Origin of the sequence: Blastococcus sp. HT6-4 (assembly GCF_039679125.1) — a bacterium.
GTDB classification, from domain to species: domain Bacteria; phylum Actinomycetota; class Actinomycetes; order Mycobacteriales; family Geodermatophilaceae; genus Blastococcus; species Blastococcus montanus.
In genome coordinates this window covers 2,591,273-2,608,994 of sequence record NZ_CP155551.1, presented here as the reverse complement: position 1 = coordinate 2,608,994, position 17,722 = coordinate 2,591,273, and the positions used below count along the sequence as shown (strand labels likewise).

At 76.6% G+C, this 17,722-nt stretch carries 10 protein-coding genes; 5 read left to right on the top strand and 5 right to left on the bottom strand.

All coding sequences use genetic code 11. The features are described 5' to 3' along the window. Genes ABDB74_RS12525 through ABDB74_RS12515 form a run of 3 tightly spaced genes read right to left on the bottom strand, consistent with a single transcriptional unit; the run spans position 1 to position 3,527 of the window. Positions 1 to 2,538 carry an FtsX-like permease family protein gene (locus ABDB74_RS12525; RefSeq protein WP_346618904.1) on the bottom strand — a complete coding sequence of 846 codons (2,538 nt, stop codon included), beginning with the start codon at positions 2,536 to 2,538 and terminating at the stop codon, positions 1 to 3. A gap of 3 nt (positions 2,539 to 2,541) precedes the next feature. Then, positions 2,542 to 3,306 carry an ABC transporter ATP-binding protein gene (locus tag ABDB74_RS12520; protein ID WP_346618902.1) on the bottom strand — a complete coding sequence of 255 codons (765 nt, stop codon included), beginning with the start codon at positions 3,304 to 3,306 and terminating at the stop codon, positions 2,542 to 2,544. Beyond that, positions 3,303 to 3,527: a hypothetical protein gene (locus ABDB74_RS12515; RefSeq protein WP_346618900.1), complete on the bottom strand. Its 225-nt coding sequence runs from the start codon at positions 3,525 to 3,527 to the stop codon at positions 3,303 to 3,305. The genes ABDB74_RS12520 and ABDB74_RS12515 overlap by 4 nt, the downstream gene beginning before the upstream one ends. A 156-nt stretch (positions 3,528 to 3,683) precedes the next feature. Here ABDB74_RS12515 and ABDB74_RS12510 point away from each other — a divergent pair, with 156 nt between their 5' ends. Both ABDB74_RS12510 and ABDB74_RS12505 read left to right on the top strand, forming a co-directional pair. After that, positions 3,684 to 4,949: a sensor domain-containing protein gene (locus tag ABDB74_RS12510; protein WP_346618898.1), complete on the top strand. Its 1,266-nt coding sequence runs from the start codon at positions 3,684 to 3,686 to the stop codon at positions 4,947 to 4,949. Then, positions 4,937 to 5,593: a response regulator transcription factor gene (locus ABDB74_RS12505; RefSeq protein ID WP_346618896.1), complete on the top strand. Its 657-nt coding sequence runs from the start codon at positions 4,937 to 4,939 to the stop codon at positions 5,591 to 5,593. Before ABDB74_RS12510 ends, ABDB74_RS12505 begins: the two co-directional genes overlap by 13 nt. A gap of 190 nt (positions 5,594 to 5,783) precedes the next feature. Here the strand turns inward: ABDB74_RS12505 and ABDB74_RS12500 are convergent, their stop codons facing one another. Then, positions 5,784 to 6,002 carry a hypothetical protein gene (locus ABDB74_RS12500; protein ID WP_346618894.1) on the bottom strand — a complete coding sequence of 73 codons (219 nt, stop codon included), beginning with the start codon at positions 6,000 to 6,002 and terminating at the stop codon, positions 5,784 to 5,786. Positions 6,003 to 6,042: 40 nt separating this feature from the next. Then, positions 6,043 to 7,734 carry an ABC transporter ATP-binding protein gene (locus ABDB74_RS12495; protein ID WP_346618892.1) on the bottom strand — a complete coding sequence of 564 codons (1,692 nt, stop codon included), beginning with the start codon at positions 7,732 to 7,734 and terminating at the stop codon, positions 6,043 to 6,045. A 107-nt stretch (positions 7,735 to 7,841) separates the two neighbouring features. On the opposite strand from ABDB74_RS12495, the gene ABDB74_RS12490 reads away from it, so the two are divergent. The 3 genes from ABDB74_RS12490 to ABDB74_RS12480 are packed head-to-tail and all read left to right on the top strand — an operon-like array spanning position 7,842 to position 17,676. After that, positions 7,842 to 12,887 carry an amino acid adenylation domain-containing protein gene (locus tag ABDB74_RS12490; RefSeq protein WP_346618890.1) on the top strand — a complete coding sequence of 1,682 codons (5,046 nt, stop codon included), beginning with the start codon at positions 7,842 to 7,844 and terminating at the stop codon, positions 12,885 to 12,887. Next, positions 12,884 to 16,897, top strand: a complete 4,014-nt coding sequence (locus ABDB74_RS12485) for an amino acid adenylation domain-containing protein (protein ID WP_346618889.1) — start codon at positions 12,884 to 12,886, stop codon at positions 16,895 to 16,897. Before ABDB74_RS12490 ends, ABDB74_RS12485 begins: the two co-directional genes overlap by 4 nt. 29 nt (positions 16,898 to 16,926) lie before the next feature. After that, on the top strand, positions 16,927 to 17,676 hold the full coding sequence (locus ABDB74_RS12480) for a 4'-phosphopantetheinyl transferase superfamily protein (RefSeq protein WP_346618887.1): 750 nt from the start codon (positions 16,927 to 16,929) through the stop codon (positions 17,674 to 17,676). Positions 17,677 to 17,722: the final 46 nt, after the last annotated feature.

Sequence of the window (17,722 nt, the reverse complement as noted above, 5' to 3'; positions counted from 1 at the left end):
TCATCCCGCCCGGCCGAGGGTCTCCGCGGGCGGCGTCCGCAGGGCCAGCCGGGTGGGGCCCTCCGTGCTGAGGAACGCCACCACGGCGACCACCACCACGGTCGCCGGCACCAGCCACCACGGCCCTGCCGGCCACGGTCGGGCCAGGAAACCCACGCCGAGCAGGGCGAGCGGCAGGGCGGCCAGCAGCAGCCCGGCGACGACGGCCGCCGCGGAGATCAACGCCGCCTCCCGCCGCACCATCGCCCGGATCTGCCGCGGTGTGGTGCCGGTCAGCCGGAGCGTGGCGAACTCCGTCCGGCGCTGCGCGGTGCCGGCGACCATCGCGTTGGTGGTGCCGAGCAGGACGTAGCCCAGCAGCACGACGATCACCGCCAGGTTCACCCACACCTCCGGCGGCGTGGCCTGCGCGATGCCGCTGCCGGCGTCCACCCCGCTCACAGCGATGCCGGGCCAGTCCGGCTGCAGCGCCGCGAGGCGCTCCGAGGCCCCGGCCGTGCCGTCGGTGCGCACCAGCAGGCTGTCGGCGAGGTCCGAGCCCCGGTGCCCGGCCGCCAGATCGGGGGAGAGGGCCACGGGTCCGAAGCCGAGGGTGCGGTCGTAGACGGCCACCACCCGGGCCTCGACGCCCGTCCCGTCCCCGAGCGTGAGTGCCACGTCGTCGCCGACGGTGGTGCCCCGGGCCTCGGCGAGCTCCCGGCCGATGGCGACGGTCGGGCCGGTGAGGTCGATCAGGTCGCCGGACCGGACGCCGAGGTCGAGGACGTCCGAAGCGGCGGGGGAGAGCACCAGCGCGGAGGAGGGCTCGACCGTCTCCGTCCCCAGGGTGCGCCCGGTGAGCAGCACGGTGGTGGTGCTCACCGGCGCGGCGGCCCGCACGCCCTCGGTGGCGCGGACCTCCTCGAGCAGCCCGTCGGGGACGCCGCCGACGGCGGAGGCGTCGACCGTCGCGTCGGCGAGCGTCGCCGTCTCGACGTCCCGGGCGACCGCGCCGGTCACCGTGGTCTGGGCGAAGGTGTAGGTGAGCACGAAGACGACGGCCATCGCCAGCGTGCTGATCGCGCCCGCGGAGCGCAGCGCGTACCCGTGCAGGTTCGCGGTGGCCAGCCACGTGGGGGCCGAGGCGCGTGCGGGGAGCCGGGCGGCCAGGCCGCCGCTGACCCGCCGGAGCAGGGCCGGGCCGGCCAGTGCCAGCCCGACGGCGGCGACGATGCCGGCCATCGAGGTGGACGCCGCCCCCAGGGACGAGCGGACCAGCAGCGGTGGCACCGCCAGCGGGACGGCCGCCACCAGCAGGAACAGTCCGGCACGGGTCCGGGCGGCCGACGGCGTCCGGGGCCCCGTGCGCGACTCGCCGAGGACCGTGGTGACCGGCTCCCGCGAGACCCGCCAGGCCGCGCCGCGGGCCGCCACCTGCACGACAAGCAGCAGCAGGAGCACGGCCGCGACGGCGGGCAGGGGGCTCACGGTCAGCGGGAGCGCCTCCGGAAGCAGCCCGATGTCGACGAGCAGCGAGCGGAACCGGCCGGCGAGCAGGTAGCCGAGCAGCAGGCCGGGCAGGGCGGCGACCGCACCGATCCCGGTGGCCTGGGCCGCCACCAGCCGGCGCAGCTGCCGCGGCGTCGTCCCGACCGCGCGGAGCAGGGCCAGCTCCGGCCGCTGCCCGGCGATCGACACGCTCACCGCCCCGGCGACCAGGAAGCCGACGACCAGCAGCGGCACCCCGGCCAGCGAGCCGGCGAGGACCACGAGCAGCGACCGCGACGAGGCGGCCCCCGGCAGGACGGCCTCCCCCCGGTCGTCGCCGGTGGCGACCACCAGGCCGGTGCCCGGCAGCTCGGCGCGGACGGCGGCGGCGACGCGGTCGGTCGCCCCCGGCTCGACCCGGAGACCCACCAGGTCGACGGTCGCCGCGCGGGCACCATCGGTGCGCCCGGCGAGCTCCGCGGCGGTCGCGTCGTCGAACAGCACCCCGGCTCCGGCCGGGCGCACCACGGCCGTGACGCGGTACTCGCCGGGAACGCCGGCGGCCACGAGGCGTGCGGTGTCCCCGACCTCGAGCCCCGCCGCCGCCGCGAGGTCGGCGTCCAGGGCCACCTCGTCGGCGCCGGTGGGCGGCGCGCCCTCGACCGCGGCGCGGGGGAGCAGCGCGACCGACGACCAGCCGTGGCCGTCGGTGGCCGCGTCGCCGACCGGCGCGACCGCGGCGTCGCCGTCCAGGACAGCGGCGGGGAAGCTGACGTCGCCGGCGACGGCGGTGACGCCCGGCACGTTCGCGAGGTCGTGCACCAGCTCGGCGGGGACGGGGCGCCGCTCGGGCAGCGCGAGGTCGAGGTCCTCGGCCCGCGGCACCGTCGGGTCGGCGGCGACGAGGACGTCGGCGCCGGCCAGCCGCCCGGCGGACAGCTCGGATCGCAGGCCCGACTCGAGGAGCACGCCCGTGCCGGTGACGATCGCCACCCCGCCGAGGACGGCGAAGGCCACGGCGACGAGGGCGGCCATGCGGCGGCGGGCCATGCCAAGCGCCAGACGGACCACGGCTCAGCCCTCCCCGAGCGCGACCAGGCGCGCGGCCAGCGCGCCCGGGGTCGGCCGGTCGAGCGCGTCGACGACCCGGCCGTCGGCCATCACGAGCACCCGGTCGGCCTCCGCCGCGGCGGCGGGGTCGTGGGTGACCATCACGACGGTCTGCCCGAGCTCGTCGACCACGTCGCGGAGCAGGCCGAGGATCTGGGCGGCGCTCGCGCGGTCCAGGGCGCCGGTGGGCTCGTCGGCGAAGACGACGGCCGGCCGGGCGACCAAAGCGCGGGCGATGGCCGCGCGCTGCTGCTGGCCACCGGAGAGCTCGCCGGGGCGGCGGGCCAGGTGCCCGCCGAGCCCGACCCGGTCGAGCAGGAAACGCACCCAGTCCGGCTCCGGCGGCCTGCCCGCCAGCCGCAGCGGGAGGGTCACGTTGTCGGCGACCGACAGGGCCGGCAGGAGGTTGTAGGCCTGGAAGACGAACCCCACGTGCTCGCGGCGCAGCTCGGTGCGGCGGGTCTCGTCCAGACCGCCGATCTCGCGCCCGGCGAGCAGCACCTGGCCGCTGGTCGGCGAGTCCAGCCCGGCGGCGCAGTGCAGCAGGGTGCTCTTGCCCGAGCCCGACGGGCCCATGACCGCGAGGTAGCTGCCGCGGTCGACGGTGAGGCTCACGTCGTCCAGGGCGCGGACGTCCGGTGGGTGGATGCGGCTCACGCCGACCAGCTGCACGGCCGGCGACCCGGCCGGGGTCCCCGGCCGTTCGGGGAGGGTGACCGCGGTGGTCATCGGGCGCGGCGGTGCACGAGGACCAGCCCCGCGATGCACGCCGCGGTGACCAGTCCGAAGGACAGGCTCACCCACACCGGCACGCTCGCGAACGAGGACAGGGTGTTGCCGCCGACGCTGAGCGCCAGGAGGGCCCACAGGAACGCGCGCAGCGCGCCGCCGGTCGTGGGCCGGGCGGGCGTGGGTGGGCCCTGGGGATCGAGGGCGTAGGGATCGGGCACGGGGAGCTCCTCGGGAGGGGCGGATGGGGACGTCCTCGATCCTTCGGAGTCCGGGCGGCTCGTCCCATCCCGCACGCTGCCCACCGGGGGTGGTGCAGGCTGTACTTCCGGGTGAGGGGTGATGACGTGCGGCCCGCGGCCTCCTAGCGTCCGGGTGTGCCGATCTCGCCGCCGGGGTCCGCGCGGTCCGCGGGGCTCCGGCCGGCGACCGCCGCGGTCGCCCGCACGACGCTCACGGCGGTCGAGCAGCTCGCCGGCGGGCTGGGCACCGCGCTGCTGGCGTTCGTCCTCTTCGCCTGGCTGCTGCTGGTCGCCGCGGCGTCCCTCATCGGCGTGGGTCTGCTGCTGGTACCCGGAGCGCTCCGGGCCGTACGCGGCCTCGCCGACCGCGAGCGGGCGCGGCTGGGCCGGTGGGGGGTCGAGGTCCCGAGCCCCGGGCCCGTTCCGCGCACCGTCCGGGCCGCCCTGCGGAGCCCCGTCGTCGGGCGGGAACTCGCCTGGGTGGCGGCGCACGCGACCGGCGGACTGCTCTGGACCCTGATCGGCGTCGTGCTGCCGCTGTACGCCGTCCGGGACACGACCTATCCGCTCTGGCGGCCGCTGCTGCCCGACGAGGTGGAGTCCGAGGGGCTCTGGTGGTGGGGCGAGGACACCGTCTCGGGTGTCCTCGCGGTCGCGCTGCTGGGACTGGGCTGGGCCGCGCTCACCGTCGGGGCGGCGCCGAGGATGGCCCGGCTCCAGGCGCGGACGGCCCGCTGGTTCCTGACGCCGCCGGGCACGGACCTCTCGCTGCGGGTCGCCCAGCTGACGGCGAGCCGGGCGGCCGCACTCGACGCCCACGTCAGCGAGCTGCGGCGGATCGAGCGGTCGCTGCACGACGGCACCCAGAACCGGATGGTGGCGGTGACCGTCCTGCTCGGTGCGGCCCGCCGCTCGCTCGCCCGCGACCCGGCGGGTACCGACGAGCTGCTGGAGCGGGCGCAGGACGCGGCGGAGCTGGCGCTCGCCGAGCTCCGCTCCGTCGTCCGCAGCATCGTGCCGCCGGTGCTCGCCGACCGCGGGCTCGCCGAGGCGCTCGCCGGGCTGGCCGCGGCGTGCCCCGTGCCGTGCCAGGTCGAGGTCGACGTATCGGTCCGGTGTCCGGCGAGCGTGGAGGCGACGGCGTACTTCGCGGTCGCGGAGGCGCTCACCAACGTGGCCCGGCACAGCGGGGCGCGGGCGGCCACGGTGACGGTGCGGCAGGGGGATGGCCGGCTGGTCGTGCGGGTGGCGGACGACGGCCGCGGCGGCGCCGACGAGCGCGCGGGGTCGGGGCTGGCCGGCATCCGCGGCCGGGTCGAGGCCCACGACGGGACCCTGAGGGTGGTCAGCCCCGCCGGGGGGCCGACCGTGGTGGAGGCGGAGCTGCCGTGCGGATCGTGATCGCCGAGGACGACGCACTGCTCCGGGAGGGTCTGGCCCTGCTGCTGCGGGCGGAGTCGCTCGACGTCGTCGCCACCGCCGGGACGCCCCAGGAGTTCCTGGCCGCAGTGGACCGGCACCGGCCTGACGTCGCGATCGTCGACGTGCGGATGCCGCCCACGCACACCGACGAGGGCATCGTCGCCGCGGTGGAGGCACGCCGCCGTCACCCGGAGCTGGCCGTGCTGGTGCTCTCGGCCTACGTGGAGCAGGCATTCGCAACCGAGCTGCTCGCCGGCGGGGCCCGGCGGCTGGGCTACCTGCTCAAGGAGCGGGTCGGCCGGGTGGAGCAGTTCCTGGAGGCGCTGCACCGGGTGGCGAACGGGGGGAGCGCGATCGATCCGGACGTCGTGGCGCAGCTGTTCGCCCGCAGCCGGCCCGACGACGGGCTGGACCGGCTCAGCGCCCGCGAGCGGGAGGTGCTCGCGCTGATGGCCGAAGGGCTGGGCAACACGGCGATCGCGGAGCGGCTGTTCGTCACCGAGGGGGCGGTGCACAAGCACATCCGCAGCATCTTCGCCAAGCTCGACCTGCCCCCCACCGACGCCACCGACCGGCGGGTGACCGCCGTCCTGCGGTACCTGGACACCGTTCCCGACCGGTGACGCGGCGAGGTCTCGATGCCGGGCCCCCTCGGCACCGTGACCTCCCTGGCAGCCGGAGGAAGAGCGATGCCCCTCGAGACCTCGGTGCTCCGCACTCGGGCAACGGACCGACCCGCCCTGGTCGGGGTGATCGGCTGGCGTCCATAGGGGCCGTGGCGCGACGCGTGTCGGCGAGGCGCTGGGTGTCAGTTCAGTTGGTCGACAGGGCGTGGTGGGTGTCGGCGAAGTTCACGCCGGCGGCGGAGGCGTCGTAGAGCTGCTGCCCGGGACCGGCCTCCGGATCGCGGATGTCGACGACGTCGAGGACCTGGGGACCGCCGGAGCGGGTGATTTGGACTGCACGCTCGGGTCGGGCCAGGACCTCGTCGAGTGCGCCGGGCTCGGCGCCCGTCCGTCGTGCGGCAGCCACAGCTCCGTCCCGCAGGCGGTGGCCAGGTGGCTCACCGCGGTCAGGTCCGGGCGTCGAGCTCCTCGGTGTGCAGTCGACCGTCCTCGACCAGGATGCGGCGGTTGCACGTGACGACGAGTTCGGGGTCGTGCGTCACCAGGACGGTGATCCGGTCCGCGGCGCCGCGGTGGATCAGGTCGGCCAGGGCATCCCGCGCAGCGCGGTCGAGGGCCGAGGAGCCCTCGTCCACGAGCAGGACGTCGGCGTCCCGGTGGAGCGCCCTGGCCAGCGCCACCCGCTGGCGCTCACCGCCGGACAGCGATCGACCGTCCTCCCCGACGGTCCGGCCGGCCAGCCGCTCGACCACGGGCCGCAGCCCGACCTCGTCGATGACGGCCGCCAGACGCGGATCGTCCGCCTCGGCCCCGGACGGGTCGAGCGTGACGTTGGTGAGGATGTCGGCGTCGAGGAGGTGGACGTGCTGGGAGACCTGCGCGACGCCGGCGAACCACGAGCCCGACCCCGCCCGGACGGGCGTCCCGTCGACGACGATCTCGCCCCGCGCCGGCGGGAGGGCGCCCGCGAGCACGTCGAGGAGGGTCGACTTCCCCGAGCCGTTGCGGCCGACCACGGCCACGACGTCGCCGCGGCGCAGCTCCAGGTCGACATCGGACAGCACCGTCCGGCCGGTCTCCGGGATCTCCACGGTCACGCGGGACAACCTGATGGTGTCAACCGGGTGGACGGGGGGCTCCTCGGCGGTCGGCCGGGCGAGCAGGGGCAGGTCTGCCATCACCGTCTCGAGCGCGGGACCCGCGTGGTTGACCGAGTGCACGAGCGAGACCGCCTCGATCAGCGAAGGGAGCACCCGCAGCGCGGCGTAGGTGAACAGCCCGAGGGTCGGCAGGACGCTCTCCTCCGCCCCTCGGGCGAAGGCCACCGCCACGTAGCCCACCACGAACAGGACGAGCAGGGTCTCCGCCGTCAACCGGGGGACCGCACCGATCACCTCCTCGGTACCCGCGGCGCGGGCGAGCTGCCGCCGGGTGTCGCCGAACCGGGCGCTGAACTGCCGTGTCCGGCCGGCCGCGCGGATCTCGGCGGACAGCGCCAAGGTCTCCGTCGCCTGGTGGAGGCTGCGTGCCAGCGTCGCCTCCACCTGCTCACCGAGCCGGCGGACCGGCCTGCGGGCCAGCCGGGACACCAGCCACAGCACCGGGCCGAACACCAGGGCGGCGAACAGCGACGGCACGGGCGCGACGGCGACCATGACGGCGACGATCGCGAACATGCGCAGTCCGTTGCCGATGGTCAGCACGGAGGCGATCAGGCACTCCTCGACCACGACGATGACCGTGTCGTGCACGTTGCGGACGAGTTCGGCGTGCCCCCGGCGCCGGAGGTCGCGCGCGGGGAGGGACAGGTAGCCCGCGAGCAGCCGTTCCTCCAGCTCGGCGCCGGCCTGGTAGCTGACCCGGTAGAGCACCGCGTTCTGCAGGATGACGAGGCCGGCGCGCACGAGGAACGCGACCGTGACCAGCCCGGCGAACATGCCCAGGGCGTCGGTGGTGATCACGCCGAGGACGGGCAGCCCGACCGAGCCGCCGGCCAGCAGGCCGACCAGCGCGAAGACCAGCGCGGTGGCGACGGCTTCCATCAGGCCGTTCACGCCGACGAGCAGCAGCAGGAGCGCCCACCGGCGTCGGTGGCCGACGCCGAACAGTCGGTACAGCCGGCGCAGCGCGGTGGTCACTCGACTCCCTGCTCGATCTGGGGGTATGAAGACGCATGGTGCCGGAACGGTGACCGCATGTGCCACCCTGTGTCGGGCCGTCACACTTGCGAGCAGGGGACTCACCGATGCATCAGCCGCCCGGCGCACGGGCCAGCGGTCGACCTGAGTGGGTGGTGGGGCCGACGCTCCCGGCCCCCGGCAACGTGCTCGGTGACCTGCTGGCGCGGTCGGCCGCGGCGTTCCCGGAGCGCGAGGCCCTGGTCGTGCTCGGCGACGACGGGACGACGGTCCGGTGGACCTACCGGCAGCTCGAGGCAGAGGTCGCCCGACGCTGCCACGCGCTCGAGCTGGCCGGGCTGCACCGTGGGGACGCGGTGCTGCTGGTGGCCACCCGGTCACCCGCGCTGGTCCCCGCGATCCTGGCCCTGGTCCGCTCCGGGGTCACCTACGTGCCGGTCGACCCCGGTGCCCCCGACGAGCACTGGGCGTACGTCGCCGAGGTCTCCGGCGCGCGCACGCTCGCCGGGGCGAGGCTCTCGCCCGACCGGGCGGCCGCGGTGCTGGGGCCGGGCGGGCGGGTCGTCGACCTCGATGCGCCGCTGCCGGACGAACCGTGCCCCCCGGCGGACGTGCTGCCGACCGCGCTCGCCTACGTGCTGTTCACCTCCGGCAGCACGGGCCGGCCCAAGGGCGTGCAGGTCTCGCACGCCAACGTGCTGCACCGGCTGCCGGCGTACCTGGACCGGCCCGACGAGCCCTGCCGCTACCTGCTGCACAGCTCGATGACGTTCGACGGCGCGGTCGGCGGCCTCTACTCGACGGTGGCCCGCGGCGGCTGCCTGGTGATGGTGCCGGACGGGCTGGCCGGCGACCCGGGGCGGGTGGCGGGGGTCGTCCGGGCCGAGCGGATCACCCACCTGGAACCCGTGCCGTCCTGGTTCGCGACGCTGGTGGAGCTGGCCCGGCCGGGCGATCTGGACTCCGTCCGCAAGGTCATCCTCGGCGGTGAGGTGCTGCCGCCGGGGCTCGTCGCCGCGACGCGGCGGGCTCTCCCGGGGGCGCGGCTGGTCAACGACTACGGACCGACCGAGGTGACGGTCGCGGCCACGGCGTTCGACGTGCCGGCCGGTTGGCAGGGGGACGACGTCCCGATCGGCCGGCCGCACCCGAACACCGCGGTGGCGGTGCTGGACGAGGCGGGGCGACCGGTGCCGCACGGAGCGGTCGGGGAGCTGTGGGTGGCCGGCCCGTGCGTGGCCAGGGGCTACGCGGGCCGGCCCGATCACCCGGCCTTCGAGCCCGACCCCGCGACGGGGGAGCCCCGCTACCGCACCGGCGACCTGGTGCGGTGGGACGACGAGGGCCTGCTGCACTTCTGCGGCCGCCGGGACCGGCAGGTCAAGATCCGTGGTCAGCGGATCGAGCCCGAGGAGATCGAGACGGTCCTCGGTGGCCTGCCCGGGGTGTCGGCGGCCGCCGTCGAGGTGGATGCGCGCGGCCCCGAGGAGCGGCTGGTCGCGTTCGTCGGGCCGGTGCCGGGAGCGACGCTGACCGAGGAGGGGCTGCTCGCCGCGCTCGCCGAGCGGCTGCCCCGGCACCTGCGTCCGGCCGCGGTGGTGGTCCTCGACGCGCTCCCGCTGACACCGGGCGGCAAGGTGGATCGCCGCCGGCTGCCCGCGCCGCCTCGGCCGGCGGCGGCCGCGGGCCCGGGCGCCGAACCACCGCGGGACGACGTCGAGCGGTGCGTGGCCGCCGCCTTCACCGCCGTGCTGGGTGCCGAGGCCGACCGGAACACCGACTTCTTCGGCGCCGGTGGCCAGAGCTTGGGCGTCGCCCGCGTGGTCGCGCGCCTGCGCGACGACCTGGGAGTCGACGTCGCCCCCGCCGACCTGCTCGCCGGCCCGACGGTCGCCGCGCTCGCCGACCGGGTGCGGCACCGGCCGCCCGCGGTCGCCGGGCCGGTGCTGCGCCGCCGTCCCCGCCCGGCCGGCTACCGGCTCCCGGCCGCGGCACGGCAGGAGTCGTTCTGGTACCTGGAGCACGTCCGCGGCGGTGCGGGCCGGTCGAACCTGGTCGAGGCACTGGTGTTCCCCTCCGGCACCGAGGCCGGGCTGCTCCATCGGGCGGTGGCCGACCTGGTGGCCCGGCACGCCGCCCTGCGCACCGCGTTCGAGCTGACCGCCGACGGCCTGCAGCAGGTGGTCCACCCGGAGGTCGCGGTTCCGTTCTCCGACCTCCCGGCCGCGCCGGACCGGCCGTCGCTCGAGGCCCTGGCCGACGACTTCGCCGCGGCGCCCTTCGACCTGGGCTCGGCACCGCTCGTGCGCGCCGGTGTGGCGTCGACCCCGGAGGGCCCCGCGCTGCTCCTGGTGGTGCACCACACGGTCGCGGACGGCTGGAGTCTCGGCCTGATCGCCGAGGAGATCGCGGCATGTGTCCGCGCCGGCGGCAGCGCCACGGACCTGCCGGTGCCCGCGGTCGAGTACGCCGACCTGGTCGAGTGGACCGCCGAGCACACCGGGGAGCGGCGCCGGGCCGCCGTCGCGTACGTCACCGACCAGCTGCACCGCAGCGCCGGCGTCGGGGGAGCGGTGCTGCCCTACGACCGCCCACGCCCGGCCCAGCCGGACCTCACCGGCGCCGTCGTGTCGCTCCCCGTCGGCGAGCGGCTGGACGCGGGACTCACCGAGGTCGCCGGGCGGCTGGGCGTGACCCCGTACGCCGTCCTGGCCGCGTCGCTGGGGATCCTGCTCGCCCGGTCGGCCGGCCGAGAGGAGCTGGTGCTCTCCGGCCCGTCGTCCGGCCGTGGGGACCCCGCTCTGGACCGCGTGGTGGGTTGCTGCATCAACACCGCGCTGTTCCGTGTCGACGTCTCCGGCGATCCCCGTTTCGCCGAGGTGGCGCGCCGGGTCGCGGTGGAGGCCGCGGCGGGTGAGCCGCACCGGTGGCTGCCCGTGGAACTGGCGATGCGGGAGGTCGGCGAGGCCGTCCGCGAGGAGGCGCCGACGGTGCTCCTGAACCTCCTGGAGGCGCAGCAGCCGGACCTCACGGTGCCCGGTGGCCGGATGCGCAGGGTCGGCCGGCCCAGCGCCGCGGCCTACTCGGACCTCGACCTGTACCTGGAGCGCCGGGACGGCGAACTCGTCCTCGACGCCGTCTACGCCACCGCCCGCTTCGACCGGGGGACCGTCGAGGTGCTGGTCGAAAGGTGGCTGGGGCTGCTCGCGGCGGCGCTGCGGGAGCCGGACGCCCCGGTGGCCGCGCTCCCGTTGCTCACCCCGGCCGAGCAGCGGCGGCTCGACGAGTGGGAGGGCCGGCCGGCCGAGCCGGTGCCCACCACCGTGCTGGACCAGTTCCGGCTCCGGGTGGCCGAGGAGCCCACCGCCCAGGTGGTCGTCGACTCCACCGGCACCTGGACCCGCGCCGAGCTGTGGGACCGGGCCGGCGCCGTGGCCGCCTGGCTCACCGCGAACGGGACCCGGCCCGGCGAGGCCGTCGTCGTCGCGCTCGACGGCTGCGCGGACGCCGTCGCTGCGGTGGTGGGGTGCTGGCGGGCGGCCGCCGTCCCGGTGCCGGTGGGAGAGACCCTGCCGGCCGCCCGGCTCACTGCCGTGGCCGCGGGTGCGGGCGCGCGCACGGTGCTCGACCGGGCGGTGATGGACGCCCTGCCGGAGCTCGCGCAGCCGTGGGAGGAGGCGGACAGCGCCCCCCGACCCGCGGCGTACGTGCTGTTCACGTCCGGCAGCACCGGGGAGCCCAAGGGTGTCGTCGTCGGTCAGGCGGCCTTCGCGGCCTCGACGGTGGCGCGGGTGGAGGCCTATCCCGACCGGCCGCCGGTGGCCCTGGTGAGCCACGACCTCGCTTTCGACGCGGGGCTGGGCATCATCGGCTGGTACCTCTGGACCGGCGGCGTCCTGGTGATGGCCCGGGAGGAGGAGCGCCTGGACCCGGAGCTGCTGGCCGGGCTGGTGCACCGCCACGGGGTCGGCCAGCTGGACATCGTGCCGTCGCACCACCGACTGCTGCTCGACCTGGCCGCGGCCGACAGCCTGGCCTCGTTGCGGCTGGTGACACTCGGTGGCGAGGCCTGCCCGCCGTCGCTGGTGAGCGCGCACCGGGCCGTCCTGCCCCGGGCCACCCTCGTCAACGAGTACGGGCCCACCGAGTGCACCGTGTGGGCGCTCGCGCACACCTGCACGGGCGCGGAGACGGGCCGGGTCCCCGTGGGACGGCCGATCGCCGGCGTGCTCGCACGGGTGGGCGACGCCGCGGGCCACCGGCTGCCCCCCGGCGTCACCGGTGAGCTGCTGCTGGGCGGGGAGCTGCTGGCCGACGGCTACCTCGGTGACCCGGTGCGGACCGCGGAGCGGTTCGTCGTCCGCGACGGCCGGCGCTGGTACCGCACCGGTGACCGGGCGCGCTGGACGGCGGACGGCGAGGTGGACCTGCTCGGCCGGACCGACCGGCAGCTGAAGGTGCGCGGGCGGCGCATCGAGCCCGGGGAGGTCGAGGCGGTCCTCGAGCGCTGCGAGGGAGTGCTCCGCGCAGCCGTGGACGCCGTCGAGGTGGTCAGCGGAGCCCCGGTCCTGGTGGGCTGGGTCCAGGTGGCCGGCGACAGGCAGCCCGTGGGCGAGGACCCGGCGGACCGGTTGCGCAGGGAGCTGCTGGGGGAGCTGCCCGAGTGGATGGTCCCGCAGGCACTGGTCGTGCTCGACGCCATGCCGGAGACGACCACCGGGAAGATCGACCGGGGTCGGCTCCCGCGCCCGCGGACCGCGTTCGTCACCGGCGGGCGGGAGCCCGGGACGCCGACCGAGCGACGGGTCGCCGCGGTCTGGGCGGAGCTCCTGGGCCGTCCGGTGCCCGCGGACGAGTCGTTCTTCGCGCTCGGCGGCCAGTCCCTGCTGGCTGCGCGGATGGTCGCCCGGCTGCGGGCGGACTTCGCGGTCGACCTGCCGATGGGGGAGGTGCTCGCTGCTCCTCGGGTGGCCGATGTCGCGGCGGTGATCGACCGGCTCCTGCCGGAGGGTGCGCCGCACACGGAGCCGCCCGCGCCACCCCCCGCCGTCGCGGAGCTCAGCATGACGGAGGTCGAGGAACTGCTCGCCCGGATCGACGAGCTCCCCGAGGACCAGGTCACCGCCCTGCTGGCCCGGCTGGGGGAGCAGTGAGCACCGGCGCGCCGGGGTCCCCGCTCGCGGACGAGAAGCGCCGGCGGCTCGCCGAGGCGCTCCGCGCCCGGAGGGACGCGCCGGCCCGGCTGGCGCCCAACCAGGAGCGGCTGTGGTTCCTGCAGCAGCTCGACCCGGGCTCGGTGGCCTACGCCGAGAGCGTCGTGATGAGGCTGTCCGGCCCGCTCGACGAGGAGGCGCTCCTCACCGCGGTCCGGGCGCTGCCCACCCGGCACGAGTGGCTCCGCAGCCGGGTCGACGGCGGCCCCGACGGCCCGGTGCAGGTCGTCGACGACCGGATCGAGCCGGACGTGGTGGCGACCCGGCTGGCCGGGGCCGGGCCCGGTCCGGCCGGGGGGCGGTCGAGCCGGACCGGGAACGGTGCCGAGGAGGTGCTCGACGAGGCGGCCCTGGCCTGGGTCCGGATCCTCGTGGAGGAACCGTTCTCGCCGGCCGAGGGCCGGATCTGGCGCGCCGGGCTGGGGCGCTGGAGCGACGAGGAGCACCTGCTGGTCCTCGTCGTGCACCACCTCGCCTGCGACGCCTCCTCGCTGGCCGTGCTCGTCGACGAGGTGGGGGCGCGGTACGACGCGCTGGTCACGAGAGCCGGGTTCGACCGGCCGGTGCCGCGATCGGCCCGTGACGTCGCCCGCGAGGTCCGCCGGCTGCAGACCTCGCCGGAGTCGCAGGACGCGGTGACCGCCTCCGCCGACGCGCTGCTGGAGGCCGGGGTGGAGGCGGGGCAGGGACAGGCCGGCGCCGGCCGGCCGGGGCCGGTCGCCGTGCTGCGCACCGACCTGCCCGGCCCCCTGGCCGAGGCCGTCCACCGGACCGCCGGCGCCCACGACGTCGCGCCGTTCGCGGTGGTGTGCGCCGGACTGGGGGCGGCGATCGCCGAGACCCTGGACGTCGACACCCCGGTGCTCGGCGTCCCGGTCGACCTGCGGTGGCGGCTCGACGACGGCGAGGACGTGGTGTCCTTCCTCGTGGAGACGGTCGCGGTGCCGTTGCCGGATGCCCTGACCCGCTCGCCCGACCAGGTGATGACCGGGATCCGGGACACGGTGGCCGCCGCGCTGCAGCAGCCGCCGCCGTTCGACCGGGTCGTCGACCGGCTGCGGCAGGCCGGCGCGTCCTCCACGACCGATGTCCCCCTGCACGCGTACGTCACCTGGCTGGACGGGGGTGAGAGCTCGACCCTCGGAGCGGCCGGTCCCGCGGTGATCCACCTGGATCCACCGCTGGGGGAGGCCAAGGCCGACCTGGCGTGGACGGTGGTCAGCCGCGACGGTGGGCTGGGCCTGCGGCTGGAGTACGACAGCGTGCGGATCGGTCACGAGGCGGCCGGCCGGCTGGTCGCGGACGTCGTCCGGCTCGTGGAGCTGATCTGCGGTGCACCGGACGTCCCGGTCGCCGGCGCCGAGCGCGTGGAGCAGGCGGAGGCGGCGCTGATCCGGTCGTGGGAGGGGCGGCTCGACGACGTGCCCCGGAGCGACCTGGTGACCACCGTGTGGCAGGCCGTGGCGCGCTCGCCGGAGCCGGCGCTGGTGGCCGGTGACGTCTGCTGGTCCGGCGCCGACCTCGTCGCCCGGGCGGAGCGGCTCGCCGGCGCCCTGGCCGATGCGGGGGTGACCACCGGGACGCGGGTCGCGGTGTCCAGCCGGCGGGTCCCCGGGATGGTCGTCGCGCTGCTCGCCGTGCTCCGGGCCGGCGGCACGTTCCTGCCGATCGACAGCGCCCATCCGTCCGCCCGGCAGGCCGACCTGCTCCGCCGGTCGGGCGCGTCGGTCGTCGTGGGCGCCGAGAGCTGGGCCGGGGCGCTCGCCGAGGCGACCGGCCGGATCGCGGTCGCGGTCGACGACCTGGGTGCTCCGTCGCGGGCCCCCGCCCGGACGCCGGACGCCTGGCCGCAGCGGTCGCCGGACGACCTGGCCTACGTCCTGTTCACCTCGGGCTCCACGGGACGGCCGAAGGCGGTGCGGGTCCCCGACAGCGCGATCGTGGCGCGCGTCGATTCCTACCGCACCACGCTCGCGCCCTCAGGCGTCCGCTACCTGCTGCACTCGTCGCTCACCTTCGACGCGGCGATGTACCTGTTCTGGGTGCTGGCGGTCGGCGGCCGCCTGACCCTCGCCGACGACCGGCAGGCCGTCGACCCGCTGGCCCTCGCGGACCTGATCGAGCAGCACGGGATCACGGACACGTTCTTCGTCCCCGCGCTGTACGAGGCGGTGCTGCGGGTGGCGCGACCCGGCGCCCTGACCTCCTGCCGGCGGCTGTGCGTGGGCGGCGAGGTCATGCCCGCGGCGATCCCCGGGCTGCACCAGCTGACCGTGCCGGAGGCGCAGCTCCTCAACGTCTACGGCCCGACCGAGACCGTGGTGACCGCCACGGCGGCGATGATCACCACCGACGACCTGACCGGCGGCCGCCGGCCGCCGATCGGCCGGCCGCACCCGGGCACGCTCGCCCGCGTGCTGGACCGGCACGGCAGGCGGGTCCCGGTAGGGACCGCCGGGCAGCTGCACCTCGGCGGTCCGTGCGTGGCCGACGGGTACGACGACCCCGACGCCCCCGGCCGTCGGATGCCGGCCGGGGACGGGCCGTTCTCCGTCGTCCCGGACGACGGCGGCCGGCAGGTGCGCTGGTACGCCACGGGGGACGTCGTGCGGTGGCGCGAGGACGGCCGGCTCGACTACGTCGGACGTCGGGACCGGCAGGTGAAACTGCGCGGGCAGCGGGTGGAGCTCGGCGAGGTGGAGGCGGTGGCCCGGTCGATGCCGGGTGTCCGCGATGCCGCGGTGGAGATGATCGAGGGCCCGGGCGACCGGCACCTGGTGCTGTTCGTCGAACCCGAGCTGGTCGGCGTGCGGGAGCACCTCGCGGCACGGCTTCCCGCGGCGTGGCTGCCGGAGGCGGTGGTCCTGCGCTCGGCCCTGCCCCGGCTGCCCAGCGGCAAGCTGGACCGGCACGCCCTGCGCAGAGAGGCGCCTCCGCGGTCGACGGCGGCCGTATCGTCGGACCTCGACGACATCACCCGCCGGGGTCTGGGACCGGTCGTGCTGTCGGTCGTGCGTTCGGTGCTCGACCGCCAGGACGTCGGCCCGGACGACGACTTCTTCGAGGCAGGTGGCAACTCCCTCCTGGCGGCCCGGCTCACCGGCCAGCTGAGCGCCGTGCTGGGGGCCGCCATCCCGTTGCACGAACTGCTGAGCCGGTCGACCCCGAGGGGCATGACGGCGCTGGCCTACGAGAACCTGGGCCGGGACGCGACCTGTCCCCAGCGGGAGCCCCGGCTGGTGGCCGTCCGGGCGACGGGACGCCTCGCGCCGACGGTCCTGGTCACCCGGGACGGGGAGACCAGCCTGGTGCTGCGGCACTTCCTGGCCCGGCTGGATCCCGAGCGGCCGGTGTGGGCGCTCATCCGGCCCATGCCGCCGCTGGGCTACGACGTCCCGGATCTCGCCCTGACGGGGGAGCTCGTCGCCGCGACGTTGCGCGAGCGGTTCCCGCCGGGGCCGGTCCACCTGCTCGGCCACTCCGCGTCCGGGTTGGTCGCGGTGGAGGCGGCTCGCCGGCTGGGCGACCGGAGAGGGGCAACCGTCCTCCTGGACACCTACGCCCCCCCGCTGTGGTCCCGCACGCCGCTGCGCCACGTCGTCGCTGCCGCCGACGGGGTCCGCAGCCGCCTGGTCCTCGCCCGCCGCCGGGTACGGGCGCCCGCCGCCGGCGACACGGTGCTGCCGTCGAATGCGATCCACTCGCTGCGCCTGCACCAGGACTCCCAGGCGGTGTTGCGTCTGCGCATGCGCCCGGTCGACTTCCCGCTGACCGTGCTCGTGGCCGAGGCGAGCCGGGGGGAGAGCCGCTGGGCCGACCTCGGCTGGCACCGCTGGACGCCGGATGTGGCGACCGTTCCGGTGCCCGGTGACCACATCAGCCTCCTAGTGCAGCCGCACGTCGAGCAGACCACCCAGCGCATCGAGGAGGTGCTGGGCCGGTGGTCGTGACCGACGGCGCGCTGCGGAGGTCACGGCGCATGCCCTCGCCGGTCGCGGGGATCGAGTTGTGGTCGCTCGACCTGCGGTCGCACCCGTGCGACGCGGCACGGGCCGGGCTGTCCGGGGACGACCACGCCCGGTGGGCACGGCTGGGGTCGTGCGAGGCGGATCGGCTGCTGGCCCGGCGGGCACTGCTGCGCGGCATCGTCGCGGCCGAGGCGGGCTGCCGGGTCGAGGACGTCCGCGTGCCGGTGGGCGCGGGCCCCCGGACGGCCGAGACCCCCGGCGGCCACCGTCGGTACTGCTCCGTGTCCTCCAGCGGCGGCCGCGCCCTGGTCGCGCTCGCCGACGTACCGGTCGGTGTGGACCTCGAGCAGGCACCCGGACCCCCCGACGGCCTGGTGGTCGCGCAGCACGTGCTGCCGGCGGCGGAGGCCCGGTGGATCGCCCGGGGTGGCCCCGCCGCACCCGAGCGCTTTCTCGCCACCTGGGTGCGCAAGGAGGCGGTGGTGAAGTGCACCGGCGAGGGGCTGCACCGCGATCTGCGCAGCTTCGTGGTGGACGCCCGGCTCCCGGTCGCAACCGTGTCGGTCGACGGAGCGTTGCCCGGCGAGATGGTCCTGGCGGACGTGCCGGTCCCGGACGGGTTCGCTGCCCTCGCCGTGGCCGTCGGGTGGTCGGCCGAGGGCCGGATCGCCCCCGGCCGGTCCGGTGCCCGGCACGACGGTGCGATGGACGACCCGGCGGAGACGAGCACCACCGGGAACGACGTGGGCGAAGTTCGCTGACCGGCGTCGCCGCGCGGTGGGCAGGTCGCGAAGCCGGGTGGTCCCC

Excerpts from the sequence above, each read along its gene's own strand:
- ABDB74_RS12520 (WP_346618902.1), bottom strand. The coding sequence starts at position 3,306 with ATGACCACCGCGGTCACCCTCCCCGAACGGCCGGGGACCCCGGCCGGG.
- ABDB74_RS12490 (WP_346618890.1), top strand. The coding sequence starts at position 7,842 with ATGCATCAGCCGCCCGGCGCACGGGCCAGCGGTCGACCTGAGTGGGTG.
- ABDB74_RS12480 (WP_346618887.1), top strand. The coding sequence starts at position 16,927 with ATGCCCTCGCCGGTCGCGGGGATCGAGTTGTGGTCGCTCGACCTGCGG.